This window comes from Bathymodiolus heckerae thiotrophic gill symbiont (genome assembly GCF_900128515.1).
GTDB lineage: Bacteria > Pseudomonadota > Gammaproteobacteria > PS1 > Pseudothioglobaceae > Thioglobus_A.
Genome location: NZ_FQTP01000005.1, coordinates 1 through 26,250 on the forward strand (window position 1 = coordinate 1; position 26,250 = coordinate 26,250).

The following is a 26,250-nucleotide window of genomic DNA, read 5'->3' on the forward strand; positions in this document are numbered from 1 at the left end:
CTGCATCCATCACCCCTGCGTGAGCAACGGCACTCATAATGCCCCAGGTGGTTAGCCAGAGCATGGAACCCACCATAAACTTTAAAGCTTTACTCCATAGTGAAGTGACTAGGAATAAGGTTAAAAACGGTATTAATCCAAGGATAATAGCGGTCATGATTGACTTATTAGCTGATAAAGTGGATTGTTCAGCGGCAATAGCACCCATACCTTGTAAGGTAAGTTGACGACCAATAAGTGATTCAGTGGCAGCACTTGGATCAGATTCATTCAACTCTTGCAAAATTGAGCTGGCCACTAAAGACTCTCTCACTAGATTAGGTGCAGAAGTTGAGCTGCTGCCAAATAGTTTGTTGCCCTGTCCCGTTAAATTGTAACAAGCTTGTTTTTGGGCTGAATCGGTAATGTCGTATTGCGCTTGCTTACAAAGTTCATCTACCTCAGCATTAAAATTAGATAGTACTAATTGTGGCTTAAGTACATTGTTCCAAGCTTCAGTGCAAGTCATATTAGTGTATTGGCCATTAGTGCCACGCATATTTAGCCACCAACCAAGGTGAACCCACTCTGTCAATACACCAGAAGGAGAATTAACACCAGTGCGAAGTTCTTGCTCGTTGGTAAGACCAAGGCTTGGTACTGCCATACTAAGTGATCCACATTCTTTAGTATAGGTACGAATGTCTTCTTTGAGGTATCTTTTCTTAGAGTTTTTACCTGCTTTGACGGCTGACAAGAACATTTCAAAATTAACGCCGCCTGCATTTTTAGAATATGGGTAAGCACTAGCGGTATCGGTGATTTCAACCATTTTTCGCTCAATGATGTTAGTCATACCTGCGATTAAAACAATGGCTTGTGGCACACCTGGTACCGATTCAGTTTTGTTTTTAACAGGATCATAAACATGAATCGTTGCCGTAGCAAAAAATGATGACAACAATACTGCACCGATAATAGGTGGAATGATAAAAGATTGTGGCCTAGAGCTGCCAATTCCTTCAGTCAATGGTTTAATTAAGAATCCATTTGATAATGCGATTAACATGCCTAGTGCAGCGGTAGCACCGAAGAACATCCTGTAATCTGAATCACTAAAAATTAATGCCAGGCGCTTAAAAGCATTTGCAATGGTAGGCATGCCACCTGGCGCGTAATATTCCATATCTATGGCCAGTACACTGGTGGTGATCATTGAAAGGCAAATTAAGGCTAGTAGTTTTTTCATAATGTTGTTGTGTTATTTAGAGGTAGTAAAATGCTTATTAAATTGAATAGTGTTATTAACTTCCTTAGTTAGCTCAGAGCGTGCCTTACGGATAGCGCCTTGCAACAGTAAAGCATTTTGCTTAAGCTTTTCAACTTTGAGTAGCACGGGAGTAACTACCACAACCTCACAGCTTGATGTGCTAGCACCATTATTACCTTGCGAGGCTTGCGCACTGGCAACACGCGTTAACTCATATATTGAACTGATTAGATCTTCAACTATGGCATATGCCATCATTCGCGCAATAATATCTTTATAAGTCGCAATAAATGAGTCTTGAATGCCTTCATCAATAGCATATCTAAGAGCATTAAAAATATTAAAAGGTAAGGCGTTTAAGAATTTCAATTCATTCGCTGAAGGTGATGATTTGGTTTTCATTTTTTGTGCAATTGAGGTTAAGTGGGTTTCAACTGTGGTTAATAACGCTCTATCGCCAGCAGTAGTGCAACTGCCACTAACAGGTTTAATTTTCCCTTGCCCCAAAATAATATCATCAATCTTGGTAACGTCTTGATTTTCACAGGCTCCGATCATACGACTGGTGAACTGCTTATCACTATAACCAATAATAACGTCACCTAGATAGGCACGCATATAATCAGCGTATTGCCCTAAACCTTTACTATCAGCAACATGCTTTAGCACAGAGCCATTAGTGGTAAATATCGATTTAAATTTTGCTGAACAGCCTTTAACACTATCTTTTTGTTCGTTAATTGTCTTGCCATCATTAGCGCGTTGTTGCTCTTTTGAGTTGGTGTAGTTTTTAGCACCAGAATTATCAGCCGAGAGTTTTGAATCAAATAATGAATAAATTTCACTAAGACCGCCTGATTCGCCCTCAAATTTACCTTGAGCAGCGCTTACCGCTTCTTTGGCAATTGCACACTCAGATATTTGCATATCATTAAGATCGTTAATGAGTGCCTCGAATTCTTTAACAGTTGAAGAGATTTCAGGAGCCATAGTTTTTAAAGCTAAGTCAAATGCCACAGCAGGTGCCATTTGAATCGCACGCTGGAGTTTTTGCATGAGATACTCTGGATCCATGAAGCTCACACCACCCAGGAATAAATCAATACCACCACAACCGCTTTTTAGTCGTGGCTTAGAAACGCTAAATAAATACTCATTACTTTGGCGATAACGCGCTGAATAACTACCGCCATTAAAATAACCACGCTTTTGCCCTTCAAAATAACTCGGACCCGAGCTGGTTGATTGATCTACCCAATCGTCCATCCAACCTGCATTAACATTGACTGATAGAGATAATATAATAATATATATATTAATATAGTATTTGTTATTCATGATATTTATCCTTTTAAAATAATTTAATTACGCCTTCAATAAAGCCTGCTAGAGCAAAACCAAATCCAATTAACGTTAGGTACTGTTGGCGCTTAAGCTTCTTGTTATGTATTTTTGACATTGCTTGTGTTTCATATATCAGCACTTGCCATAATGTTTGAGTAGATCGATTACTATCGTCAATTTTAGAAAGTGTTTGAATTGCATTAGACAAACTCTTATCAAAATCAATAAATTGAAGTTGTTTTTTGTGTTGTTCAATATAGCCATTAACCGTTTGCATCTCTTCTTCATCGTCACATATAACAAGCAATCTATAAAGAATTCTCTCTAGTTGTTCATTATCCAAATAACGCAACTTAGCAAGCTTGGCTACATGCTGATAACCAATACCTTGTTTTAATTTTGTTTTTATAATGTTAGCGAATAAAATTCTTTTTATATAATCTACAATTCCAAATAACAAATAAGCATATAACATACCAACAAAGGCAATTGATCCAAGCGTAGCAACAGCCGACAATAAATACTTATATTCCATAGCAGCCTCTTTTTCAACATTAAAGAGATAAATGTTACCCACCAGCATTAGCAAGAACAAAATAAGCATAAACTCAGTAAATAGTCTATTGTTCGACTTATCAGCAAACATCATCTTTCTAGCTCCACAGGTTTTGATTGCTCGCGCTCTAATTCTTTAATGTTAGCTGTGTTCATTGTTTGGTCTTTACTAGACGTAGTTTGTCCTTGCTCAAGCGTTAGATCCTTAGTCTTAACATTCAGCCTATTTTTCTCTACATGAATCCTAATTTGATCCTGGTAGTTTTGCTTCATTTTTACATTGGTGGTTTTGTCGTACATGTTAAGCATGGTTGGTGACTGGGTTTTTCTAAACTCTGACTCGAGTTTTTTAGCTTGCTCAGGATCTAGCACTTTAATGTAATCATCAGCCTTGTCTCTAAGTTGTGCTTGTTGTATTTGCCTAGCTTCATCACTGGTTGCATGACCTTGTTGTTTAGCTAGAATGTCGTCAATTTTTAATAATCTACTATCTGTTACCTGCTCCATAGAGGATGACTTCTCTCCCGTGTTAGTGAGCAGCTGTCTTTGTATTTTGTCTTTGTCATCGGTAAAGATAATGGCTTCATGTTTGGCACGTGAAATCTCTACATAAAAAGCTTGCTGGTTAGACAGCTCTGAGCGCCAAGACTCAAGGTTAATCAATACCTTATCAGCTGTTTGTCCTTGTGCCTGGTGAGCGGTTAGACAATAAGCATATTCCCAATGTTTGTTACTAAAATCTTTGAGGTTCATGGTTTTAATATCACCCGTAGCGGTATCAACATACTTAACGCTTTTAGAGAGCTCGTTAATCTTTAAGATTTTTAGCTTCTCATTGGTTCTACGAGTATCGCTGTTATCTTTGCTGGATTTGGCACGTCGCCAAAATAGGGTTTCACCTTCGCGCAGTTCGCGCTTTTGCTCAGTGTATAGCTCAACACCACTCGAGGCAATCTCTTTAGGGTTCCAGATAATATCCTTGCCTTTTGGACTTAATAAAGTTAGTTGGTTAGAGTCATGATTAATGGATTTAATTTTTAGGTAGCTACCTTTATCAATACCTAATTTCTTATAGTTTCTATTAAAGCGAACAATGTTGTTTTTTAAATAGTTAAAGGATTTGGTTTTGGCTTCAATAGTTAGATTTTTATTAATCAGATTAGTTGCTTGAATAGTTTTTTTGCCCAATATGCCTTCTTCAATAAACCCATCTCTAACGTGATTGTTAATTGAGTCTCGATCCTCATTGGCAGGCACTAAAATTAGAGTTTTGTCTTGCTCTTTACTACCCATTGATAGATAAGTATTGGCCATGATTTCACGCCTTAATACGGGCTCGTCCTGTCCGTGTTTATCCTTGACTTCAATAATATTTTTATTGATCTTCTCAAACGCACCAGTAACATCGCCCTTAGTGGCCGAGTAAACCGCCTGCTTAAGTTCAATATTTTTTTGCCTGATAATCTCATTCATTTCAACCGTCTGCAGACCGTATTTTTTATCTTGGCTAATGGTAAATGGCTTACCCGCTTCAATGCCTGATAATTGCTTAGAGTCGCCTAATAAAACTACTTGTGCATCACGTTTGGTTGCCAATTTAGTGATGGCTAAAGCTTGTTTGGTGGAGATGAAACTTGACTCATCCACCAGCCAAATTTCTTTTTGTTTTACTTCAGGCGTGTTTTGTTCGAGTTGAGTGTCTTTTGCATGGTTATTTGATTTTGATTGGTTAAGTTCAATCAAGCCTTGTTTTAAAAAACTTTGCAGTGTTTGTGACTTAACACCAGTTTCATTTTGCAAAATATTTGCAGCCGAGCCACTGGGCGCCATGCCAATAATTTTGTAGTTATGCTTGTCTGCTTGTTCTTTAACCTCTTCTAACATAAAGGTTTTGCCAGTACCTGCTAGGCCATTAACATTGATAAATCTATCTTTGGTTGTTAGGATTGCTTTAGCAGCATTAAGCTGGCCCTTAGTAAATATGTTTTCACGCTTTAGACTGGTATCGTTTGTAATGATTGACTCAACGCGCTGTCTTCCTTCACGCATGATCTTAAGGGTTAGTTTTTCTTGTTGTATGAGTTCAGGTGTGGTGTAGGCTCTTTTATCGATGGATTTTGGCTTATTGTCCAAGATCATAACCTCAGCGGTTTTGGCGTGCAGCAACTCACCTTGTTTAACCTTGTCATCAATAGCATTTTTGATTAGATGAGGATCAGTATCACCCAATGAGCTGACAATTGCCTCGCGTGCAATATCAATGGTTTTAAATACCGCTTCATTTTCTGACAGGTGACGAATTGCACTACCAACAGATTCGGCTGCCACCAACTCTCTTTGTTTTATTTGTTCAGATGTGTGCGGTGTTTGTTTTACAACTTCTTTTGAAAGTTTAACCATCTCGTCAATCGCCTTATCTCCAAAGTCCTCTTTCCATAATGTTTGTTTTTCATGATGCGAGAGCTCTTCTTTTTGCGGGCGTGTGGCCAGTGATGAATATTGTGCAGCCAAAGCACCACTTACACCTTTAAGCTTCATATCTTCAACAATGGCTTGTCTGCGCTTGCTAGCCTGATCAATAATATCCTTATCAACGCCTTTAATATCAAATGTACCATTGTCATTTAGCTCTACTTCAAAGCCTAATTCTTTAACTTGATTAGCAAGGTGTGATTGATACATGGCACCCATGAGCATTTTGTGCTCGTACAACACTGGAGAGTCTAACGATCTAAGTGCGCCGTTATGCCCTAGCGTTGCATTAAGAACAGCAGCATGAGTGTGCAGTTGCGGGTCTTTTTCACGTGAGATGTCATGGCGATATTTAGCGGCGATCATATTATTAGTTTGCTGGAACTCGATCTTGTCACCCATTCTAAAGCGAGAGCCAATAAGGTTATTTTCAAGATAGTTAAGCGCAAAATCAACCGCTTTATCGTGCGCTTCAACCAGGCGTGTATCTTTGGCCACTAGCGCTAAAAGTGAGACTGATTTGGGCGCACTAAAAGTGTGATCCCAGCCAGGATGATGCTCAAGTTTGCCGTCTTTCATACGACCCAGCTCAACTTCACCAAACCTACCTTTAAGCATCGCATCAAACTTATCATTATCAACACCGCCTTCAAGGCCGAGTTGTTTAGCGCCTTTACCAAACCATTGGCCTGCATCCTCTTCACCTTTAACGTAATAGTTATCACGAGCAAGATAGCCTGAGCCTGAAGTGGATATTTTAGCAATTGATAACATTAGCCTCCCTTGCCAAGCATGATATTAGCGTTCATGGTGGGTTTGATTTTTGCCTTAGAGCCTGCACTTGTGTCTGTATCTTGATTAGGCTTACCTTTGCCAATATCTGGTTTTTTACTAGCGTCAAGTCCCAAGTCTTGTTGGGCGCTAGTATTTGTCAGTTTTTCTTCAGTTGGAATCTGCTCAGTAACGTGCGATGGAATCTCTTCTAAATTGGCTTCATCAAACAAATGCAAATCAGCACTCGAACTTTCTTGTGTTGCATCACCCTCCTGAGTACTGCCTTCGAGCATGTAAAGGTGATCAGTTTTGGTGCTAGCAATAAAGCCAGGTACTTGCTGTTTAGTTGATTTAAACAAAGACTGTTTAAAACTCACCACAGGATAATCACCTGGCAGGCGATAAAAACCGTGCAGGTTTTCAAGATTAAGGATTTGGGTCGGTAGTACCAATTCTCTTAGTTTCTCAGTTTCAGTGATAGAAACAGAGTCACGCATGGTGTGTGCGCCCATAGAGATGTTTTCACTGGCAGTTTTAATCTCTTCACGCCCTAGCTGGTCTGAAGCGTGTTGCGCATTATATTGATCGTTAGATCTAAAAAATATTTTACTGGCAGTGAGATCAGAGAGTGTTTTAGCGCCTTTATCGCCATATATTGCTTCGACTTTGGAATAGCTTTGATATCCTAGTACCACACAACCGCCATATTTACGTGATTCAGCAAGAATTTTTTCTAAAGATTTAAGCTTTTGCAAACTAGGAAGCTCATCAATAATCAACCATATCCTTCTAGCGCGATCCTCGCCAAGGTTCATTAGACTTGAGGCAAATGTATCAACCCAACAACTAATCAGAGGCCTTATTACTTCATGCTGATCAGCAATTGAGGTGATGAATACAAAGCCTTGATTATTGTCTTCATTTTTAACCCAATTACGAATACTAAAGTCTCCTTTCTGATTGGTTAAAAACTTAAAACTTGATAAATAAGATGACAATGTGGCCCTAACACTTAGCGCTGTTTTTTGAGCACCATCAGAAAAAAGAATAGCCGATTCAGTATCTTTAACTAACTTTGCAACTTCTCCCAAAGATGAGCTTAAAAGCTTATCAAACAATAGTTTAGTAGAATAATTACCACTCTCTTTGAGTTTTCGAGCAACATTTGCAAATAAAGATCGTGCAGCCTGCGTCCAAAAAGGATCATTGACACCGCCTTCAGCTTCTGGGATAAGTGAAGCGGCAATATCGTCATAATGATAAACCTCTTGCACTTCATTCCAAATACTCCAATTAGGAGATCTATCATCCAACGGATTTAAAATAACGTCTGTTGACTCATCATAAAAATCAGTAATAAACTCAGTTGATGATGAATAAATAATCGCTCTATCACCCCGAGATCTAATATCTCCAATCAGTGATTTTAGTGTTTGTGATTTACCCGTGCCAGGAGCGCCAGAAATTTCAAAGTGGATAGTTTCAGTATCTTTGATCGTTGGCACAACACCTAGTGCTAAGTCTTTATTGAGGTGTTTTTTCTTAAGGTGTTTTTTAAAGGCTTTGTTGTCCAGTATGGCACCACCACGCATAAACTTATCAGACTGCTCTATCTTGCCTCGACGACGAATATAGCTACTGATTAAAAAATAGATTAACACATTGAGTATTAACGCTTGAATCAGTGCAATAACAGTGATTGATTCAAACTGTTTACTGGCTTGAATGAAGTTCTTAGAGCTAACCACTTGAGCGTGTTTAAACTTAAAATCACGGTTGTTGTAGTTGACATGATTTATGCTCTCAGGCACTATTTCAACCATAAAGCTTGAGTAGTAATAATTGAGTGCCAATTTACGTTGAGAAACGTTGGTATTGCTAACAACATAAAACAACACATATATTATTGACACTGTTAACGAGACCAAAGCAACACGTTTGGCAATTTGTTTAAACATGCGAATGTTATGATCAACAATCTGTCCACCTCGAAGCCAGTTCTTAATGTTTGAATGACGCTTACTCATTATCAATTCCATGAGTTTGTTTGTAATGATCTGCCGCCTGTTTAATCTTTACATAGTCCTCTTCTGAACCAACTAAACTTCGTAAAATCATCATGCTTTCAACGGCTAAATCCAAAGATAAATTGGCTTTAGTGTCTAATCCTTGATTAATCAACTCTCTCAATATAATAGTCCTTGCAACAGTCTTTTTTTCGGCAAGCGCCTCTACAGCTCGAATCTCATCAAGCGTTAATCTGATTGTAATTTTTTCTGTTAATGTTGTCATTGTTGTTTGTTGGTAGGATCCATGCCTGTGCCAATATCACGCTCATTAGTAAAGAATTGGGCTGGAGTGATTTCTTTTTGAATATAGCGCACGCCGCGATAAACACTCTCTTTAAAGGCTGGCAATGAAGTGGCGCCAAATGCGACAGGAATCCATTTTTTAGTGCGCTGATTAACCAGGATAACACTGGGTGTTTGCTTGACGTTAAACTTCAGTGCAAGCATTGGATTTTTGCTCAACTCAACAGTTTTAATTTCATAGTTAAATTGGTTTAAAAATTGACTTAATACTGCATCTTGAACACGACAATATTCACAGGTTTTTGATGTGAAATATAACAACCCATAACTTCTAGCAGACTTACCAATATAATCATCCATTGCGCGTGCGCGTTGGTTAAATTGTGATTGCTTGCCTGCATTGGTAATTGGCAGCTCATCTGCTAAAGATAGGTTAGGATTCATTTGGTTAACCAGTCCTACTACTGCGGCGTATGCGGCTGATTTTTTTCTGGCAACATCTTGAATGCGTAATGCTTCAGACACATCTTTTGGTGCTAGCGTATGAACGGCGTGTTTACGCCACTGAACCAAAAGTACTTTAATTTGATCAGGATGTAGTTTCATCAATACTTCGGTTGATGGCAGTGAGCTGGGTGCTTTAGGTGCCTTAGGTAATACTATTGTCTCAACAGGTTTGATAGGCTGAACCTCATCATTCCAATAGCCTCGCTTGCCTGTTTCTGAATCGTAATTAACAGCTATTGTATTAGCACTTATTAGTAACAATAAAGTGGCACTAATATTAGAGAACTTAAGACGGTTGTTAAAATGGCAAGTCATCGTCATCTTCCATGCTAGTGTTACTTATGTTTGATTCTGGCACTGTTAGCTTGGGATCTTGCGGTTGTGTTTGCACCTGGTCATCTTTTTTATCCAGCATTTGCAGTATGCCTTGATAGCCAGATACAACAACCTCACCAATCCAACGATCAACATTGTCTTTAGTATCAAAGTATTTGCGCGTTGTTAGTTTGCCTTCAACCAAAACATGAGATCCTTTGGTTAAATGCTTAGAGGCAATCTCAGCCAGCTTGCCAAAAATCACCACGCGATGCCATTGGGTAGTGGTTTGTTTATTACCGCCTTTGTCTCGATAATGCTCATTAGTAGCAATATTAAGATTGGCTATTGCTTCGCCTGATGATGAATATTTAAGCTGTGTATCAGCACCTAGGTGTCCGATTAAAGTTACTCTATTCATTTTGTTATTCTCCTTTTAATAAAACATTGATCAATACTTGGATTAAATGTTCTTAATACTTGCAATATGGAGCCAAAATACTCACGACGTGTGCGTCCGCATTGTTGGTTTTTATTACAATTTAAATTACTACATAATGTCATTTTTTTACTCCTTGCTATTAATTATTAGATTCATAATTGCTTTGATACAACTGCTCAAGTTTTGTAAGTTTGGTGGCTTCAGCCAATTCTCGAATCATGTACTTAAGGGGCGCAAGCCCTGTAAATCTATGAACACCTTGTGCATTGACAATATCAGTATTACCTTCAGAACAATAACCGCCGCCACTTAACTCATCCACATATACAAGTGTTGGTACTTTATTAATGCCGTAGCGATTAAACAGCACTGGATCAATATTAATTTTTGTGTTGTAATTTTTACAGCTGATATTTATACAGCTTTCATTCTTGACGATGATTGATTTAATATAGGCCATGGTTGGTTGCATCTTTTTGGCACCACCAATAAAACCACGCATAACCATCTGTGCGTTAGGATATTTAACAAGATCTTTAGCATACTGTCGCATTTTTGTTTTTGGTATAGATGACGAGACAAATAAATACAGGCGGTGTCCTGAAACACTTGGTTTAACTTGATCGTCAACCTCTAGTGTTTTATTCAAACCTTTAATGAGTTGCGATTGTTTAAATTTCCAAGCACTATTACGAACGGTTTTATTAAGCAGCTCGTCCACCGCCACATGATTTTTTTGTGCTCGATGTTCTAATACTTGAGACAGTTGTTTGGCTTTATTTTTTGTTACTTGGTCAATCGTAGGCAGTTTAATATTAAGCGCTTCAATCCTTGATTTTGAGACGGCTTGTTTTGCCAGCTCTCTCATCTCATTGCTGATTTCAGGCAGAGTGATACCAGTGGCCATCACTGTGCTTGATAGCAATAATATAATAATACTTATATTAAAATATATTTTCATTTAATTTAATTATTGCCTTGTAATTTTCGTTGTGTAGTTTCACTAAATTGCCCTAATAGATCACTTACAAAATAATGACGTGTGGCTTTGATCTCAACAAGTTCAATATTGGCTGAAGCGTAGGCTTTACGAATAAATTTATCCCTATCCTGTCTATCTTTGCGATTGTGTGATTTGTCATTAAGCTCAATCACAGACACCACTGAATAATCATGTTTATCGACAATGACAAGATCTACATGTTTTTGACTTATTTTCGAAAATGCAGACCACCATTTTTTACGATTGGAATTTTTCTGAATTGCTGGCTTTAGAATATCGGCAACTCTTATTTTTCCATAAATGGCTAAATTAGGATTAATTACAACTTGCTCTAAAACCTTTAATAGATTGATTTCTGCTTTTGTAAAGATTGCCTGTTGTTTTTGATATTGATAAGTATTGCCAGCTTGAACAAACCCTGATGAAAACAACATAATAGCAATAACGACAATCAGTGTCGCTACCCAAATGATGTGCATTTCTTTAAATAATTCAAACATAAACTTATCCTCTCCTAGCTATTAAAATGAATATCCAACACAACACTTAACCTTCCTAAACACCATCCACGAATAATTACCGCCACCAATGATTTTGTTTTTACCTTGAGTCCAACCAATTCCTGTCATACCAATAGGACGACAAGCATCGTCCTTTACTGGTCGCATGAGTTGTAATTTATAGTGGTCTTTTTTCCAAATAGGTGTATAAACACTACCGCAAGCATCAACACCAGGGTCAAGTAATAATCCAGTTCGTCCCATCATGTAAATACTTCTTGCAGCGATACCTGCGTTAGCTTGAACACGATCAGTTGCGCCAATGGTTCCTGTAAATGGATAGGCATTGCCCCACGATCCCATACACCAAAATAGATGATTAATTGGACTACCTGTTGCAGCTGCTACAGAATCAGCGGCACAGGCTAATTGAGCCACAGGATTGCCAAACACTAAAGCCTCAGGATTGAGTAGTAATGCTAATACAGGGTCGTTCCAATTTGGCAACAATTCACTCATCATAGCTATGTCAAACTGAGTATCTTCTTGGCAAGGCAAGTCGGTAAACATGTCAAGAATTGCCCATACTGGAAACTTGTAATAGTGCATTTGTGCAAATAGTTGTTCACGCGAGCCATTGCCACCAATGGATTGAGTGCCGTTACTCATTCCTGGAGATGGATTAGAGAGTTGTGTACCAATAGCATTCATACACCATGCATCTCTTACAGTGTCGATTACTCGTGCAGGCTCCCAAAATGACACGCTAATACCGATTGTTGGATTAGAGCTGCCACAAACGCAAATAGAATCACCAATACCTTCATCACCCAGACTTTGTCCGTCACCCATTTCAACAACGCCACCAATTGATATTGGAAAAATACATTGCCAATTAACTTCGGTTGGAATAGATAAGAAACTATCAGAACAACTACCTGCATAAGCCTTGGAGCCGAACGTGGCTAGTAATATAATAATACAAATATTAAAATAGGTTTTCATTACAAATCACTCCTTGGTGCGAATGTTTGAATTAAAAACTTATCACCTTCTTGACTAATGATTGCAGGCACTGTCTTAACGCCTAATCTCTTGATGGCATCTTTAGTTAATAAAAAAGCACGCTTTCCTGTTTGCTTGATGAATGCTCTAGCATCCATATTGACAATTAATAAGGTGTCATCTGCACTAACCAAAGAGGAGGAGCTAGATACCGTTTGCAGATGACGAGGTGAGCCCAATACAATGAGTTGATTAGGCATGGTGGTATATTTGAGTGGGTTAAATTTAAATCCTTTTGGATATAAAATTTTGCCATTTTTATCTTTAACCTCAAACGGCAATAACGTAATTGGTGTGTGATAATATGAGCCATCCTCTTTGGAAATTGGCAGACGCACAACCTCTTGAGTAAACTTCATGTCTTTTTGCAGCTCTTGCCAATTGACTTGGTTAGCTTTTTTCTTAATTTCAGCTAATAAGTTAGGCTCAACAATATCAAAAGTCTGTCCTTTGGCAAGATTAACTGCTTGTGTGGCAGTGCATACAAGCAATAATATAATAATATTTATGTTTTTATAGTATTTGATTAATTTAGTCATTTCTGTATCTGCCTATAATAATCCTCGACACCTTGAGTAATGTTTTGCTGGATGAGTGATGTGCTTTTAGCTTGAATATCTCCATAGTACTCACTCATATCGATACGGCTAAAATCTAATGATTGGAACTGATCAGGTGTAAACCCACCACAAGATGGTGACTCGGCACTACCCCAATCCATACCCATTTGCTCTCTGCCTTGCTCTTGAATAATACGACCCAGCTTTGAATTAAAACAACAGTGGGATTCGGATTTAACAACACAGCCAACCGATGGCCATTTTTTTGAGCAATAAGTGCCTACAAAATGGCAATATCCTGAGCCTTTTAATATGGCAGCTTCAGTATCTTGCTGACCGCAGGCTACAAACTCTGTCACAACACTTATTGCAATAGAAATAGCGATAGTAGTAGGATCTACACCAAAACTACTAATAGCGCCTTCAGCCGCCCAAGAAGCGCCTGTTGCTGCCAATTCTGCACCAGCGCCAGAGGCTATCAATGAGGAGTATTCTGCATAAGCGGCCAACACCATCTGCTGTGTTGCTTTCATTGCCTGATCTCTCACAATAGAGCTTGCAAGACTACCCATTGAGTCATTAAAAACTACGTCTGTATCTTTACAGCAGTTTTTAGTCAGTCCTGATTTTTTACAAGACAGGTTTCGACCACTGAACATTAATGCTTGATCCGTACAAGCGCCTTGTGCCGTTCGATTGCCATCATCAAGTGTTACTACTGACGGCGGAGTAACCTCTTCAGCAGGTGTTGTATCCAGATCAATACATTTGTTTGGTGAGCATTGTTGTATGCCGTTGTTATTGATGCAAGAGTTTCCTGCTATAGGGCATGCTGGAGAATTTTCAGTACAGATTCCAATAGAATTGCTAATCATCTCAACTCCATATCTATCCATATCATATGGATTTCTTCGAACTCTTTCCCAAATTTCTTTTTTTACATAGGTGGTGCCATCAACAATAACAAAGTTTGGTGGGGTACCGTTGCCAGACTCTCGAACAAAAGGAAGATTATTAAGATTGATATATAGCTCCCATGTATCTCGTAGATCAGAACGCCAATGTTCTTGACGATAATATACAAAAGTGGATTGCCATTGACGACTTAATTCTGTCGATGTTGAGCCGCCACAACCAAAAGAACATGAAGCATAAGACTCATACTTCTCATTATTAATATCACATTGATATTTGATATTACAATTTATCGCACCAATCGAACAAAACTGCTCCGATCCAATTTGAGTGCAACTTGAAGTTTCGCCTGAGCTATCTAGCACACCATTACCATCTAGGTCTTGTCCGCAGACAAAATTACTTGCGAGTGTGTTTATTGGAATTAACCAAATAACTCCAATAATAAAAAATAAAGATTTTTTAAAGTTTCGACTCATTTGCTTGTTGTGCCAAACGTGTTAAATATTCAGTTGAGTATTTAACAACTTGGCTTATTTTAAAAAACTCAGGCGAAGTAGATACATCAACTTTATTTGTTAATAAGTCTGTATAAGTTATTTGGTATGTACTACCTGTAAATAGCCCCTCATTAGCTAACCCACCACTAGTATATGGTTCAACTTTTAACAAGATGCCATCTGCTTTAGGATTTGCGTAATTAATCTTTGTTCCTTGTTTGTCGCTATCCTTATTAGCAACAACATAGCAGTCATACTGGATCTTTAAAGTCTGAGTATCTTCTTTAAAAGAGTCACATATCTGTTTAGATCTTGCCTCGCCCATAATATTGGCCAATCCTTGATTGTCATGATCCATATTAAAACTAACATAGATAGATTTTTTACCTACCAAGCCGTCATCAATCAAACCAAAATCATCGTCTGAAAACCACGTTCTGATTTTATCCGCGCCAACATCACTAATAATGGTTCTAGCAATATCTTCCCCTGTTACCCTCAAAATTTCGCCAGCACAACCTTGTAAAAGAAGTGCACTTAGTGCGATTGCTGATAGTGTTATTTTTGTACTTTTGTTTTTCATTGTTTTTTACCTGTTGTTAAATTGCCTTAAATTATCTGCTATACAAGTTAGGTCTTGCGTAGCCTGTTTGAATGATTGTTTCTTATTTTGAGCATGTGTACCAATTGATTGCGTCATCCCAGATTAAAAAGCCGTTGCTTTTTAGGCGGATTTGGATCTTGCCACTATCTTCAATAAATCTTTCGGTGTAGCCAACTTCATCCTGATGACCTTGATTAACTTTACAGATTTGAGTGCCAACTTTAATTACCTCGTTGTAACTATCTTCATGTCGTGCAAAATCCTTCATCTGCTTTAGGTGTTTTTTGCCATAAGATAGACTGTAGTAAATACCATCACGAAACTCCCAATTTGGATGAAACTCATAATGTTGTTTTCCACAGCCATATCTATCACTTTCACACATTGCAAAGAACTCGTCAGCTGACTTAGGCTTGTGCCAAATATAATCATCAAAGTCAGTATCACGAATATTAAAATAACCCAGCTCTTTGTATCGCTCATTAGAGCAGACAATACCTCGAATGCCACAAGCGTCATCTAACTTTGCATGAAGTGGCTTAAGTACGCTGCGGTTAAACTTGCCTGCGGCTTCATTGAGTGTATCGATCGGTCCACAGCTTTGCATGAGTGCAGCGCTTAGTACGAGTGTTGTTAGTTTTAGTGTTGTTTTGGTTTTTCGTTGCATGGTTTTCTCCTTTATGGTTGATAAATTGAATAAACTGACAAATAAATGCCGACCAGTCCTACAAAAAGTGAGGCTGCTGATAAATGCTTTTGTGTTCTTAAAGGTTTTTTATTAGTGTCAACAAGTTTTTGGGTATCGGCAATAATCGTATTGATAAGCTCATTGTCAACCTTGGCAGATTTAAGTATTTTGATATTTCTGCGTATGTGCTCTGGCAGTCTCTCTATTGGAAATTCTTTAATATAGCCCTGTATTGTTTTTTTATGCTTTTCTATTTTTTGATCCTTGCCAATCAACACCTTTGAATAGATTTTCTCAATGCAAACAACTAAATCAGTATGTGTTAGATTTTTGGACTTTGTTAAATTTACAATATCTCTGTATTCTGGCTGAGAATGAATAACGACCTTTTTTAATAAATTAATAAAAAAATATCGATGAATCGCTCTCATTAGATCTCGCAACATATAGGCGTAAGTTATCACCAAAAATGCTACATATATGAATAAAAAAGATCCTAGTAATATTGCCTGATTTACCATCGTTATATCTCCTTGCTGTTTTAGATAAAAAACAAAGATATTAACAAACAACATAAGAATAATTGTAGAAACAAATATAATTTTTACAAATGACTCTGATATTAAGTATGGCTTATTCATGTCTAATTTCCTATAAATCCATTCAAAACGATTGCGGACTGCCAGTCGTACAGATTAGATCCTGTGCGGCTTGTCTGAGTGATTGCATCATAGTTGAGGCTGTGCCAAATTCATTAAGGCATGAACACTGGGTAATCACTTGTTCGCCTTGTTCGTTTGGACAAATGCTTTGGTTTTCACCCGTGCATTTACGATAAAGTGTCTCCCATTCCTGTCCTGTTTTACTGCTAACTGGGCCTTGTCCTGAGACGCTGACTTTATCCTTGATGCGTTTAGTTTTACAAGCATTGCTACAGCTACTGATTTTAATATCGGGCAAGTCAAATGTAGCTGAGGTGGTAACACCATCAACAATATCACTATAACCCTGAGTTGTAGCTGAATCTTGAACACTAGCATTGCGCGCTATTGCCTCATCAAAATTTAAATCAATATTCGTCTTACATTCATATTCTCGATCAACACGCCACCAGTTGCGCTTAAGATTTAGATCACAACTATCGCCACCAACTTGTCTTTGAGTAGCAATAGGTGTCTTACCTGTTGGATGGTAGTTTTTATAAGTCTGCACACCATCAATGGTTTCATTTTTTAAAGTGCATTTTTTATCTTGCTCAACTGTTTCACAAGAATTTGATAGCCACTCTTGATCAAGTGCACACGACTCATCAACGAAAACCTGTGCATAAGCATAACCTTCGCCACCACCTGAAATTTGCACATCAACTGTAAAATCAATTTTTCCCTGCTGTTTAATTAAATTAGTAAAGTTAGTATTGGGTGAGGTATTCCACGAAGTAGACCATTCACATCGAGATCCACTTGGTATGGTTTGGCCATCCCAGTTAGGATATGGGTGTGCATAGATTTTTTGATTATTGGCCGCAACTCTAATCCAGTCATCCCAGCGAGCATTAACCAGTGTTGCCTGAGATATGCGCTCAGGCATATTAACAAAGAAAGATACCTTTTGGTGTTGAACATTGCAATGTCCGTCCCAATAGTTATCACCTACTCTACCGAGCACCAATTCTAAGCAACCATCACCCGCACAACGGTGAATGCCACCTGTGCCACCGTTATAACTAATAATATCTTCTAGCTGAATGTTTTGATAACTGGTATGACGCGCAATCGAACAGCTTTTTGAAGTGGTGATAGACTTTTTAGCCGCAGGCGAATTAGCAATTAACTGATAAACACCGTCTGTATTATTAGCCAAACTGCTAGATTCACTCTCTATATTTTGTGGATTTTGATAATAACTGGCCATCTGTGTGGCATTACCATCGCCACAACCAACAAGTTTTTGACCATAAAATCGTGCAATTGGACCTGTAGTTTGTGCGCCACTAATCTGATACTGCGGATTGTTTTTTGCTAAAGCGATGGCGGCACTTGAGCCAAGATCCGAAACAATTGAAGATATAATGCGTGTTGATTTAGATGTATCACCACATGATCCATTAATACAATAGCAACCGCCAAGATTGCCAATACCTGTCTCAATCAAAGATAGATTGTCGTTTTGAGCATCCCATTTGTAGCCAGAACAGTTATCCCACGTTCCAGCATCACAGCTAATCAGTCCTGTTGTGCAAATGCCACTCACTGGCTTTGGAAAATTCTGAACTTGATCAATATTCCCATCAAGATCCTTATCTCTTGAGAACTGCAATAAAGATAGATCGCCACTTGTTCCCGCTTGAGCGAATACTTGTAAAAAAGCATTAGAGGTTGGGCAAGATAAATTAACATCAAACGTGGTGCCGTTTGGTGTGCTTATCTGCTCATTGCCTAACGTTGGATTCATATATCCACTGGCAAAATCTTTAGCATTAGTTGGAATACCTTGAATTGACTGCGCTGTAAACTCTTGCACACTAATTGTTGGTGTGGCAAGTGCATTTAAACTCAGCAAAAATAAGGCAATCAGTTTCATTTATTTAATCCTCTCTTAGAGGCGAATTTTTCTAAAACTTCGTCAATTGGCAGGCCTTCGTCTATATAAGAATCAATCTCTGCAACTTCGTTAGCATCAGTGGTTGCAACCGCATAACCATACTCTCCAAGCATTAATCTAGAGACACCAACACCGCCTGGAGTGTCCATAAAGATCTCGCTATAATGCGGACGGTTGGATTTAATGCCTTTGAGCAATTTGGCACTAAAATCATCTAAAGTGATTACACCTTGTTTTAAAGCTTTTTCATAGTCGCCACTTTCAAGATAGAATTTAAAAGCGGCATTGTTATTCATCACCTCTCCAACACGGCCAAATAATTGTGTGTCTAAAATTGATTGGAATATCGTACCGAATGATCCGTTATATTTACGCGCACGACGATAGCCATCCTCCACCACTTTAGCAAGACGTTGCGACGATCCAAACATGAATGCTACCTCATCAAAGATAGATATTTTCTTTTCACTGCGATCGCCCTGGTACATTTCTTGAGTCATCATGTTAATCATCTGCAATGAGACAACTTTCATCAGTGCTGGCTTAGAACTGAGTGATTCTAACTCAAGTACAACAAACGGGTTATCTTGCCAAGTGTTTTCACTCTCGCTATTGAATAAATAGCCATATTCACCTTTTGAAGTAAACTCACATAAAGTAAAAGCCATTTCTTTGGCGCGATTATATAACGATTCTGGAATTGCTGTTTTATTATTAGAAAATTCATTTAAATTGTTTAAATAATGCTGGATAAAATCAATACTATCTTTAACAATACCGCGTGCTACAGCCTCTTTTACAGCGTGCATAAGTAGCCCTGTTTCCTCACCTGTAAGTTTGCCATCCTCGGTATTTGAATACACCATCTCGCCAAGTACCATGGTGATGGTTTCAAGATCATGCTCTTTATCTACCTCATCATAGTCATCATTATTTAACTCTTCATATTGTTTATTTAGATTGTGTGGTGTTTGGAACGGGTTAAGGTTAATGCTGTTATCAGCAATATCAATATAAACACCATCAAACAAACTGGCTATTTTTTTATAGCTGCCGCCAATATCGTTGATTCTAATTTTTGCACCAGCAGCAAAATAATTCGCAAGCAAATGAATAATTAAAAACGACTTGCCCGATCCTGAATTTGCACAACATAAAAAATTATGATTATTAGCGCCTTTTGAATATAAATCCAACCCTTGTACCTGTCCTTTTCTACCAACAAATGGCACAATAGGCAAGCCAAACCCTTTGTAGTCTGCTTGAATTGGCAATTGAGCCGCGATAGACTCGCTTTTAGCAATAAAGTGACGATCCAAAAATCCAATGTTTCTATTTTTCTTACCCAAATATAGACCAAATGGTAAAGACTGTAAAAACACAATGTGCTTAATGGTGTTTTCTTGCTGCATCAAAAAGCCTTGCGCTTCCCATAGGCGAATAGCTTTAGTGCTAGAGGCTGACAGTTCATTTTCAGAATCAGAAAAAATCACCATAGACGGTATAAATTTCAAATAATGGTCTTTGTTAATACCCTTTACTGCACTATCCAAAATAGAAATCCGATCAGCAATATTATTTTTTTGCTTGGCACCCATTCTTTGAAGATTTGCCATTTCTGATTTAAGTTGCAATTCACGGCTCACCTTATCTAATAAAATATTACATGACCAAATAAAACGTGAAGATATTTGATTCATGTCTCCCATGCCGCCTTTATATTCACCCGTTAATTGACTGATTTGTTCACTGGTTAATCCTTCTTTATTCATCTGATCAGGAAAAGTTTTAGGCGTAATAACACTAATAAATTCATCATTAATTTTGATAAACTTTTTATGACTAAAGTCGATGGTAGTGTCAGCAAAAATAGCTTGTTTTGCAATTGGCTTCAACTCATCATAATGGGTTTGATTGTTTTTTGAGCCATTGAGAAGTTGACGTGCTAGTGATAGTAATTGCGAAGGATCGGCAACACTAGGATTTAATCCTGCGCCCGCCAGAGCTTCTGTAAACGCCGATATAGACATTTTATCCAGACTATTTTGAGTCTTTAACGCAACAAATAAACGAAAGTTTTTTAATTTATTACCCTTGGTTTTGGCTTGATACTTATCTGGATTTTGTAAAAACTTTGTGTGATAATCGCTCATTTTTTGCGTCAAAGGTGTTTGCCTAATGTCACCTGCTTTAACCTGATCGCAATGATTAGTGATATTGGTATCAGCAAATAAAATAAACTGTAATACTGCGCCTTTGCCATAATCTTGCTTGATCATTGATGTCAGTGTATTAATAGATTTATCACCTGAAAAATACAGTGAAGAACACTCAAATAAATAACCATGAGTATCATCCGTATTGATAAATACTTGATTATCAGTGTCATAAGCAAGCCAAGGCAGATAGTCTGACAATTTGTCACGTTGTAAGTCTGAGTTAAATTGTTTCATTTTTTAGCCCTACTTGAATAAATTAAGTGAATTTGATGGTTGCTGATTAGGCGCATATCCGTCCAGCGTCCAGCGTGGCAACTCTTCAATATAGTAAATGTGGCGCGCCTCATTCCAAACTTTTGAATCATTAGATCGGTACGGTAGAATCAACACTCTTTGCACTACTGCTGGCGCTAAAATTGGCATCTCTTTTTGGTCAACTAGTTTTTGCATTTTTTGATAAATGGCAGATTGGTAAGACTCTTTGTCAGCTTTAGAAGATCTAAGTTTTGATATATCAGCTATTTTGTCGTTGTTAGCACTCCAAAACAAATTATCAGTAGCATCTTCAACTTCTCCATTAACTTTTTTACCACCTTGATCAATACCAGTTATTGCTTCTTCGTAAGCTTTGTCAATAGGTAGGCACTTTCCTAAATTATTAAATTTACAAGATGATTCTTCCTGGTAAGGCATCACCGAACAACTTTGAACAAGTAGTGTCGTTAATACCATAATGGCAATATTTAAATGTTTCATTTATAGATCCTGTAGTTTAAGTTCAACCAATTCAGTAATAACAACTGATAATCGTTTAGCGGCACCCACTTCAATAACAGGTGAAGACTGCTTGGCTAGTTGTAGAAATAATGAGCGTATGTCTTTTGCCCCTGAAGAGATACCACCACCTAGTGCAGCATCAGACAAGTTATCTCTAGGTGTGGTATTGACTTGTCCTAGAGAAGACACACTTGTAGTTTGTGCAGCATTTGTTAGTGCGCCACCAATACCTTCAAACACACCAGCTAGTACACTTCTTGCCAATAATGACCCTGCTCGATGAATAGGCTGGCCTTTGATACCGCGTTTACCATCTCCATCTTGAACGTAGCCCTTAATTTTTTCAAAAATAACACTTTTTCCAGCAATATCAATACAACTCAAACTCACAAGTTTGGCATCAACTCTATGGGTTGCAAGATTGCCATAACCCTCTGCAACCACAAAACAACCCTTAAGATTAGCTTTAACTTCATTAGGCAATACCGCAGGTGCTTGTACACGTATCATCATCGGTTCTGGCGTGTCATTTGTACCTTCAATAGTCATTGCGTCCATTCCTGTAAGTAGGAATCCTGTCATAAAACTCGGTGTAAGTTTAAATACTCTTTTTTTTTGATTTTCAATATCGGTCGTTGCCTTACTGGTTGTTAGTTTTTCATAAGACTCATGCACGATGCCACCTATCCATTGTGGTTGCATATTGATAAGTGGCTGATTGCCAGAGTCTTGAAAGCTTTGTATTGGCGACCCTCTTGCTGGTGGTGGTGGAAAAGACGCGCTTTCAGAGTTTGAAAATGTTTTAGTATCTGAATTGTCAATAATATCATTGGCATTAGACATGGTTGCAAACTCAAACATTTTTTTCAAATCTTGATTGGCTTTTTGAGTTTCTTTAAGTGTGGCTTTTAATTCATTCAACTCATCAGTCATATCATTTTCAAAAATTTCACCATTGGTGATTTGAACACTTGATATTTGTTTTTTATCCTGCTCGATTGTTGTTTTAACAATCTCCTCACTTTGAGTTCCCCATGCTATGTAGAAAATCAATATAATAGTTAAACCTACACCTAACTGCTTTAAACGCAATTGTTTGGTTTTGTCTAAATTTTCAAAATTGGCTTTAATATCCTCAAACATACTAATTTCCTCTATCTAAAACAAGATGTAAATACGTGTAGTTTTTAGCTTTATTCAACTGCTGATCATCTAATGAAATCGCTCTAATATTCCCAGATCCAAGCTTGGTATTAATAAAATCTTTTTCACTTAGACTGGCCTCTTTATTTGAAGTTATTACAAAGCGTTTAATTTGATAATTCGTGCCAGCAACATTGGTTTCATTGAGCAGCTTAAGCTGTAGATCGCCTAAGTAGATTTTTTCATCTAAACTGATCTTTTGATTGAAAGACTGGTCACGTGATTGTTTAATTAAGTCCAGCAACACTTGCTCATTGGATTTATTTTCATTGCTTGTTTTATTGCTTTTGGCTGTAATTTTTAGCTCTGGCAATTGCAACTGAATAACCTGAGTTTCCATTGGCTGTGGATCTAACACCAGCTGATAATATTCGTCTGCACAAATAATGCCGAAACTTACTTTAGCACTAATAATCTTGCGCTCAACACCATCATCTAATTGCTGAAAATTAATAATTGTATTTTTATTATTTTTATGTGTTGTGTGAATCAATCCAGTACCTGCAACATAATCTACTGCACTAATTTGACCGTGTACACATTTGAGTCGTGTCATATCCGTACTTGATACAGGTACTACAGTCGTAATCTCTGGCATCACCACAATGGCTGAAGCGTTATTCATTAAAACGTACAGTAGCCCAATTCCAATGATTGTCTTGATGTTATTCATAGTTTTCTTCCTTAATTGAAGTAATAGTAAACAGCGCATTGTCAATACGATAACCAATGGTTAGTGTTTTTCGTTGTGGCTGCTTTTTGCCTGAGTTTGTCCATCTGGTTGCACCACCCTTAATAAAGATTTGCTGCGTTTTACGATTAATATCTGTTTTAGTGACATTAAATGTATAAGCATTTCGACTATAACGTTGTATTTGCGTAGCCTCATCTTTTAACTGCTGCTTGATTGACTCGTGGCTTGATGGATGTACCAGTTCTAATAATTTGGCAAAATTTAATTTAACATTTGACGGGGTGACATTATTTTTAAGTTGCGCAGCGTACAAACCAAAATCAACCAAATACTCATCACTAGCATCCACACTTGAGACCCAAAACTGACTGGATTGATTTAGGGTTTTGACGATAATTTTTTCATTATTTTTAATCGATTCAATAGAGCTGTAATTAAAAATACTAATCAGTAAAAACACCACGAAACTTCCGCGCAGTAGATTGACTTCTTGCTTCTTTAGTGCGTTAGTCGTTTGTAATAAATTTAAATTCATATTTTATTGTTTAAAGTAAAGTGTTTTGGCGCTTGGGTACATGCTTACATTGTCCATTTGAACCGAATAAAGCAAATGCCTTAAAAATCCTCTAGATCTTTGTTGCTTGGTTTTGTAATAGACAATGAATAAAGGCACTGTAATCCATAGCGTTGAAAAAGAAACGTAAAGCGCCAAGGAATAAACAATCATCAACATCGGTATATCGTCTGCATCAAGTCCCAGCACTCGATGTTTTGAGTGTAGCTCGTTTGAAAAATAATACATTCTTATAAAAACGAAGTAACCATGCCAAGAGAGGTTGTTACAGTGTCTAGTTTTGCACCGATAAACGCAGCAACTAATGTTGTTCCAGCAATAACATAACTACCTTTCATAGCAGCAACAGCCGCACCAAGTGTCATAGCAGCACCAACGGCAAAGCCTACACCACCTTTTGAGAGTTTATTAATCACCACATCATAAGCATCGTATAAAAAATCAGTTGTGGCTGTTGGCGCTGTAAATGCACTCGCATCAACACTGGCCAACATTAAGGTAGCACCTAAAGCAATGTAACCTTTATTATTGTTTAAAAATTGGTTTGTTTTTTGTAGTTGTTTTTTCATTTTATTGTTTCCTGTAAGGTTTATTTTTTTGGTTATCTAGCCTCATCAAAAAAGACTATCTTTAATCATTCTTGATAAAATCCAAATTCGTTATTGTTTATTTGTTAACAGTTTCTTTAAGTTGTTTGCCCGCTTTAAAAGCAGCAACCTTAGAGGCTTTGATTTGAATCTCTACACCTGTTTGTGGATTACGCCCTGTACGAGCTGCTCGATCTCTGACTAAAAACGTGCCAAAGCCGATAAGCTGCACACTTTCACCTTTAGACATTGCACTTGTAATAGTACTGGTTGTTGCATTAAGCGCCTTGCCTGCATCTGCCTTGGTTAAGCCTGTTTGCGTTGCGATTGCTTCTATTAAATCTGATTTGTTCATTTTGTTTTCCTTGTTATTGTTACTGATTGTGTTCTAGTTAATTGGTCGCTTAAACCATAAGCTCTTTAAACCATCTTGCCCAGTAGGCTCATCGTGTATGTACTCCCATCCAAGCTTACCCATCTCATTTAGTCGCTTGGTTTTGGTTTTATTCACCCAAATCTTGATGTCTCCAAAGCTCTGACGTCTGTCCACATCTTCTTTTTCATATTTTTCAAATATCTTAATGACAATATATTCATATTTTTGCAATGCGTTAGCAGTTGTACTAGTCATACCAAGTGTTAGTAAAACCACCCCTGTTGCTAGCGTTTTTTTGATGTTTTTTCTATTCATTTTCATCACTCCTTTTGTTGTTAAAATATCCGTCTGTATCTATTTAAAAAATATTACTTATACCTAAATCAAACTTCGATGTTGCTTACTTCTAAAATTTGCTTAATAAAATTAGCATTATTCGGCTTATCTTTTAATTGATCTAGAATGTAATCTAAATTGCTTTGATGATATTCATCTATGCTGTAGTCACTCATATTATTCATCTCCTGTTATTTGGTTCTGTTTAGTACTCTCTTGAGAGGTGTTAAGCTTTGCTCTAACAATCTGATCAAGCTTGGCTTGGTTAAATCCTTGGATCACTTGCCCATCAATCACCAAGGTTGGTGTTGCTGATATACCAAATGACTCCGAGATTGATTCGTGCTGTTTTAAACGATCCTTACCTTCATCGCAATCTAGCATGTCTGCATAGCTAATCGTGCCTTTAAGAACCTGCGATAGAGCTTCATGAGTATCTACATTGGTTTGATCATCTTTAGCTACACAAAGTACGTGTACCGCCTCTTTATGTGCATTTGGATGAAGTGAAGCAATCGGTGTCATCACTACTTTACGAGTGAATAAGTCTTTGCCGTTATTAGCTTGTTGATACTGCGCATTCTTGGTATCAGCCCACTCACTAAATCGTTGACAAAACGGACAATCAGGATCGGTAAATTCAATGATTTCAATTGGACCGTTGCCAATGACTAGTGCACTTGATACATCTAACTTGGCTGTTCGTTTGGCTTGCCACTTAAGGCGAGTTTGTTCAGACAGTGATAGTCCGTTTTTGTCATAGATTTCGCCAAAGAATATTAACTCCTGATCAGGATTAAAATAAACCACCTGGTTGCTAATTTCAGCTTGCCATAAACCGTCCATGATTGACGATTCAAGATTGGTAAATGTTGTTTTAGCAAAAGTAGCTTTTAGTTTTTCTGCAATCAGATCTTGTTGTGCTTGTTGCTTGGTTTGGTTCATCTGTTCAATTACGTCTGCATTGGTTATTAGCTGCTTTGCATTGGCGGTCGAATACGCACCCGCTGTTGCTAGTACGATCACGCTTGAAATTAATGTATTTTTAAGTTGCTTCATTGTTGTTTTCCTTTGT

The 26,250-nt window shown here is 37.7% G+C and carries 28 protein-coding genes; all 28 read right to left on the reverse strand.

Annotated elements, in window-relative coordinates:
- Positions 1-1,228, reverse strand: a 1,228-nt coding sequence (locus BTHERMOSOX_RS01315) for a conjugal transfer protein TraG N-terminal domain-containing protein (protein WP_138118642.1), incomplete at its 3' end; no start/stop codon positions are given.
- A gap of 12 nt (positions 1,229-1,240) precedes the next feature.
- Positions 1,241-2,587: a conjugal transfer protein TraH gene (locus tag BTHERMOSOX_RS01320; RefSeq protein ID WP_138118644.1), complete on the reverse strand. Its 1,347-nt coding sequence runs from the start codon at positions 2,585-2,587 to the stop codon at positions 1,241-1,243.
- 13 nt (positions 2,588-2,600) lie between these two features.
- Positions 2,601-3,242 carry a hypothetical protein gene (locus BTHERMOSOX_RS01325; protein WP_138118646.1) on the reverse strand — a complete coding sequence of 214 codons (642 nt, stop codon included), beginning with the start codon at positions 3,240-3,242 and terminating at the stop codon, positions 2,601-2,603.
- Positions 3,239-6,394: a MobF family relaxase gene (gene mobF / locus BTHERMOSOX_RS01330; protein WP_138118648.1), complete on the reverse strand. Its 3,156-nt coding sequence runs from the start codon at positions 6,392-6,394 to the stop codon at positions 3,239-3,241. Before mobF ends, BTHERMOSOX_RS01325 begins: the two co-directional genes overlap by 4 nt.
- Positions 6,394-8,421, reverse strand: a complete 2,028-nt coding sequence (gene traD / locus BTHERMOSOX_RS01335; RefSeq protein WP_171004615.1) for a type IV conjugative transfer system coupling protein TraD — start codon at positions 8,419-8,421, stop codon at positions 6,394-6,396. Before traD ends, mobF begins: the two co-directional genes overlap by 1 nt.
- Complete coding sequence (locus tag BTHERMOSOX_RS01340) at positions 8,414-8,686, reverse strand: hypothetical protein (RefSeq protein ID WP_138118652.1); 273 nt, start codon at positions 8,684-8,686, stop codon at positions 8,414-8,416. Before BTHERMOSOX_RS01340 ends, traD begins: the two co-directional genes overlap by 8 nt.
- Positions 8,683-9,534 (reverse strand): conjugal transfer protein TraF, encoded by an 852-nt coding sequence (gene traF, locus BTHERMOSOX_RS01345; protein WP_138118654.1) that lies wholly within the window; start codon positions 9,532-9,534, stop codon positions 8,683-8,685. The genes BTHERMOSOX_RS01340 and traF overlap by 4 nt, the downstream gene beginning before the upstream one ends.
- The gene (locus BTHERMOSOX_RS01350; RefSeq protein ID WP_138118656.1) at positions 9,512-9,949 is read right to left on the reverse strand and encodes a single-stranded DNA-binding protein; all 438 of its coding nucleotides are present in this window, start codon (positions 9,947-9,949) and stop codon (positions 9,512-9,514) included. The genes traF and BTHERMOSOX_RS01350 overlap by 23 nt, the downstream gene beginning before the upstream one ends.
- Before the next feature lie 160 nt (positions 9,950-10,109).
- Positions 10,110-10,931 (reverse strand): type-F conjugative transfer system pilin assembly protein TrbC, encoded by an 822-nt coding sequence (locus BTHERMOSOX_RS01355; protein WP_138118658.1) that lies wholly within the window; start codon positions 10,929-10,931, stop codon positions 10,110-10,112.
- Between the two features lie 5 nt (positions 10,932-10,936).
- Positions 10,937-11,473 carry a DUF2726 domain-containing protein gene (locus BTHERMOSOX_RS01360; protein WP_138118660.1) on the reverse strand — a complete coding sequence of 179 codons (537 nt, stop codon included), beginning with the start codon at positions 11,471-11,473 and terminating at the stop codon, positions 10,937-10,939.
- Positions 11,474-11,494: 21 nt separating this feature from the next.
- Positions 11,495-12,478, reverse strand: a complete 984-nt coding sequence (locus BTHERMOSOX_RS01365; RefSeq protein ID WP_138118662.1) for a TraU family protein — start codon at positions 12,476-12,478, stop codon at positions 11,495-11,497.
- Positions 12,478-13,077, reverse strand: coding sequence for a hypothetical protein (locus tag BTHERMOSOX_RS01370; RefSeq protein ID WP_138118664.1), 600 nt, complete (start codon positions 13,075-13,077; stop codon positions 12,478-12,480). Before BTHERMOSOX_RS01370 ends, BTHERMOSOX_RS01365 begins: the two co-directional genes overlap by 1 nt.
- Positions 13,074-14,492, reverse strand: coding sequence for a conjugal transfer protein TraN (gene traN, locus BTHERMOSOX_RS01375; protein ID WP_138118666.1), 1,419 nt, complete (start codon positions 14,490-14,492; stop codon positions 13,074-13,076). The genes BTHERMOSOX_RS01370 and traN overlap by 4 nt, the downstream gene beginning before the upstream one ends.
- Positions 14,476-15,096, reverse strand: coding sequence for a hypothetical protein (locus tag BTHERMOSOX_RS01380; RefSeq protein ID WP_138118668.1), 621 nt, complete (start codon positions 15,094-15,096; stop codon positions 14,476-14,478). The genes traN and BTHERMOSOX_RS01380 overlap by 17 nt, the downstream gene beginning before the upstream one ends.
- An 82-nt stretch (positions 15,097-15,178) precedes the next feature.
- Positions 15,179-15,784: a hypothetical protein gene (locus BTHERMOSOX_RS01385; RefSeq protein WP_138118670.1), complete on the reverse strand. Its 606-nt coding sequence runs from the start codon at positions 15,782-15,784 to the stop codon at positions 15,179-15,181.
- Between the two features lie 11 nt (positions 15,785-15,795).
- The gene (locus BTHERMOSOX_RS01390; protein ID WP_138118672.1) at positions 15,796-16,446 is read right to left on the reverse strand and encodes a hypothetical protein; all 651 of its coding nucleotides are present in this window, start codon (positions 16,444-16,446) and stop codon (positions 15,796-15,798) included.
- A gap of 22 nt (positions 16,447-16,468) precedes the next feature.
- On the reverse strand, positions 16,469-18,388 hold the full coding sequence (locus BTHERMOSOX_RS01395) for a hypothetical protein (protein ID WP_138118674.1): 1,920 nt from the start codon (positions 18,386-18,388) through the stop codon (positions 16,469-16,471).
- A complete protein-coding gene (locus BTHERMOSOX_RS01400) occupies positions 18,385-20,862 on the reverse strand; it encodes a TraC family protein (RefSeq protein WP_138118676.1) in 2,478 nt (825 codons plus the stop codon). Before BTHERMOSOX_RS01400 ends, BTHERMOSOX_RS01395 begins: the two co-directional genes overlap by 4 nt.
- Before the next feature lie 9 nt (positions 20,863-20,871).
- Positions 20,872-21,384, reverse strand: coding sequence for a TraV family lipoprotein (locus BTHERMOSOX_RS01405; RefSeq protein ID WP_138118678.1), 513 nt, complete (start codon positions 21,382-21,384; stop codon positions 20,872-20,874).
- The gene (locus BTHERMOSOX_RS01410) at positions 21,385-22,548 is read right to left on the reverse strand and encodes a TraB/VirB10 family protein (protein ID WP_138118680.1); all 1,164 of its coding nucleotides are present in this window, start codon (positions 22,546-22,548) and stop codon (positions 21,385-21,387) included.
- 1 nt (position 22,549) lies between these two features.
- A complete protein-coding gene (locus BTHERMOSOX_RS01415; protein WP_171004616.1) occupies positions 22,550-23,281 on the reverse strand; it encodes a TraK domain-containing protein in 732 nt (243 codons plus the stop codon).
- Complete coding sequence (locus BTHERMOSOX_RS01420; protein ID WP_138118684.1) at positions 23,274-23,837, reverse strand: TraE/TraK family type IV conjugative transfer system protein; 564 nt, start codon at positions 23,835-23,837, stop codon at positions 23,274-23,276. Before BTHERMOSOX_RS01420 ends, BTHERMOSOX_RS01415 begins: the two co-directional genes overlap by 8 nt.
- A 3-nt stretch (positions 23,838-23,840) precedes the next feature.
- The gene (locus BTHERMOSOX_RS01425) at positions 23,841-24,104 is read right to left on the reverse strand and encodes a type IV conjugative transfer system protein TraL (RefSeq protein WP_138118686.1); all 264 of its coding nucleotides are present in this window, start codon (positions 24,102-24,104) and stop codon (positions 23,841-23,843) included.
- A gap of 2 nt (positions 24,105-24,106) precedes the next feature.
- On the reverse strand, positions 24,107-24,445 hold the full coding sequence (locus BTHERMOSOX_RS01430; RefSeq protein ID WP_138118688.1) for a hypothetical protein: 339 nt from the start codon (positions 24,443-24,445) through the stop codon (positions 24,107-24,109).
- Between the two features lie 97 nt (positions 24,446-24,542).
- Entirely contained in the window at positions 24,543-24,818 is a 276-nt protein-coding gene (locus tag BTHERMOSOX_RS01435) for an HU family DNA-binding protein (RefSeq protein ID WP_138118690.1), read from the reverse strand.
- A gap of 33 nt (positions 24,819-24,851) precedes the next feature.
- The gene (locus BTHERMOSOX_RS01440) at positions 24,852-25,154 is read right to left on the reverse strand and encodes a hypothetical protein (RefSeq protein ID WP_138118692.1); all 303 of its coding nucleotides are present in this window, start codon (positions 25,152-25,154) and stop codon (positions 24,852-24,854) included.
- A 68-nt stretch (positions 25,155-25,222) separates the two neighbouring features.
- Complete coding sequence (locus BTHERMOSOX_RS11900; protein ID WP_283204832.1) at positions 25,223-25,351, reverse strand: hypothetical protein; 129 nt, start codon at positions 25,349-25,351, stop codon at positions 25,223-25,225.
- 1 nt (position 25,352) lies between these two features.
- On the reverse strand, positions 25,353-26,234 hold the full coding sequence (locus BTHERMOSOX_RS01445) for a disulfide isomerase DsbC N-terminal domain-containing protein (protein ID WP_138118694.1): 882 nt from the start codon (positions 26,232-26,234) through the stop codon (positions 25,353-25,355).
- Between the last annotated feature and the right edge of the window lie 16 nt (positions 26,235-26,250).